The 1,094-nt window shown below is 71.2% G+C and carries 1 protein-coding gene; it reads right to left on the bottom strand.

Annotated features, from left to right (window positions below; translation table 11 throughout):
- Positions 1-1,094: polyketide synthase dehydratase domain-containing protein (locus IL992_RS45545; RefSeq protein WP_193209503.1), on the bottom strand; the 1,094-nt coding region annotated here is incomplete at both ends.

Raw genomic sequence — 1,094 nt, 5'->3', positions numbered from 1 at the left:
TGGGTCAGCACGAGCAGGCGGGTGTCGGCGAGGCGGTCGTCGGCCAGGTAGGTCTGCAGGGTGTGCAGGGTGTGTTCGAGCACCACGTGCGCGGCGCCGACCGGGCTGCCGTCGTCGGGTTCGTGGCCGAGGTGGGCGTGGATCGGCAGGACGATGAGGTCGGGCACAGGATTGGCGGCGCTGTCGGTGGCGCTGATGGCGTCGGTGAGGGTGGTCAGGTCCTGGTAGAACGAGGCGGTGACGGTCTGGCGCAGTTCGTCGTAGAGCGGGCGATCGCCGAGCACCGCCCACGCCTCGCGCGGCGCCGGCACGAGATCCAGCGGTGACCACTCCACGCGATAGAGCCCGTCGTGTTTCGCCGATCCGGCGTACAGCTGGTCGGCCGCCACGGGACGCACCTGCAGCTGGTCGATCGAGACGACCGGCGTACCGGTGGGGTCGGCGGCCTCAAGTGACAGCGATCCGGTGTCGCCCAGCTTGACGCGTACCCGCAGGTCGGTAGCGGCGATGGCGTGCAGGCGGACACCGCTCCAGGCGAACGGCAGGTTGCTGTGGCCGCTCGGCGTGCCGTCCAGCCAGTGCAGCGCGGCGCCGTGCAGTGCCGCGTCCAGTAGCGCGGGGTGCACGCCGAAGTCCGCCACGCCGGCCCGTTCGTTCTCGGGGAGGGCGACCTCGGCGAACAGTTCGTCGCCGCGCCGCCAGGCGGCGCGCAGTCCCCGGAACGCCGGGCCGTAGCGCAGCCCCGCCTCGGTCAGACGGTCGTACGCGGTGCCGAGTTCAATCCGCTCTGCACCCGCCGGAGGCCAGGCCGTGAGATCGAAGCCAGGCTCGGCGTCGTCCTTGACCAGTACGGCGGTGGCGTTGCGGGTCCAGTCTCCGGTGTCGCCGTCAGGTCGGGAGTAGATCTCCACGGTGGACCGGTCGGAGCCGGTCACGATGATCTGCACCTGCACGCCGCCGTTCTCCGGCAGGACCAGTGGGGCGTGGAGGAGGAGTTCGTCGATGGTGGTGTGGCCGGTGTGGTCGGCGGCGTGGAGGGCGAGGTCGAGGTAGGCGGTGCCGGGGAGGATGGGGGTGTCGAAGACGGTGTGGTC

It is taken from the genome of Microbispora sitophila (assembly GCF_014892245.1).
In the GTDB taxonomy this organism is placed as follows: domain Bacteria; phylum Actinomycetota; class Actinomycetes; order Streptosporangiales; family Streptosporangiaceae; genus Microbispora; species Microbispora siamensis.
The sequence above is the reverse complement of the archived record's forward strand: the minus strand, read 5'-3'. Positions and strand labels throughout refer to the sequence as shown.